This window comes from Pseudoalteromonas sp. S3785 (genome assembly GCF_005887365.1).
In the GTDB taxonomy this organism is placed as follows: Bacteria; Pseudomonadota; Gammaproteobacteria; order Enterobacterales; family Alteromonadaceae; genus Pseudoalteromonas.
This window is the reverse complement of the sequence record NZ_PNCT01000222.1, coordinates 1-296: the sequence shown is the minus strand read 5'-3', so window position 1 is coordinate 296 and position 296 is coordinate 1. Positions and strand designations below refer to the sequence as shown.

General features: G+C 44.9%; 1 pseudogene. It reads right to left on the bottom strand.

What is annotated here, in order from left to right:
- Positions 1 to 51 precede the first annotated feature (51 nt).
- Positions 52 to 296, bottom strand: a pseudogene (locus CWC17_RS19230) (heme lyase NrfEFG subunit NrfE); the annotation flags it as partial.

Sequence of the window (296 nt, the reverse complement as noted above, 5' to 3'; positions counted from 1 at the left end):
CACTAAATAGATGTTGTTAAGCCACAGCTCCACTTCGCGAGATACAAACTAGTAACCGCCTTCGCAATTAACTTCTGATACCAGCACCGCATACCACGCTACACCCCCGCCAACAACAATGCCTAAAAAGGCTAGGATTAATAAACCTCTATCGGGGACAGTTGCAAATGCATGCACCGATACAAAAATGCCTGAGCGAACAAAAAACGTGCCTAATAATCTTAGTGAAAATGCATCGATGGCAAGCAGCACAGTCCACGATTTAAATACACCGCGTTTTTCTGTCACGCTCAGAG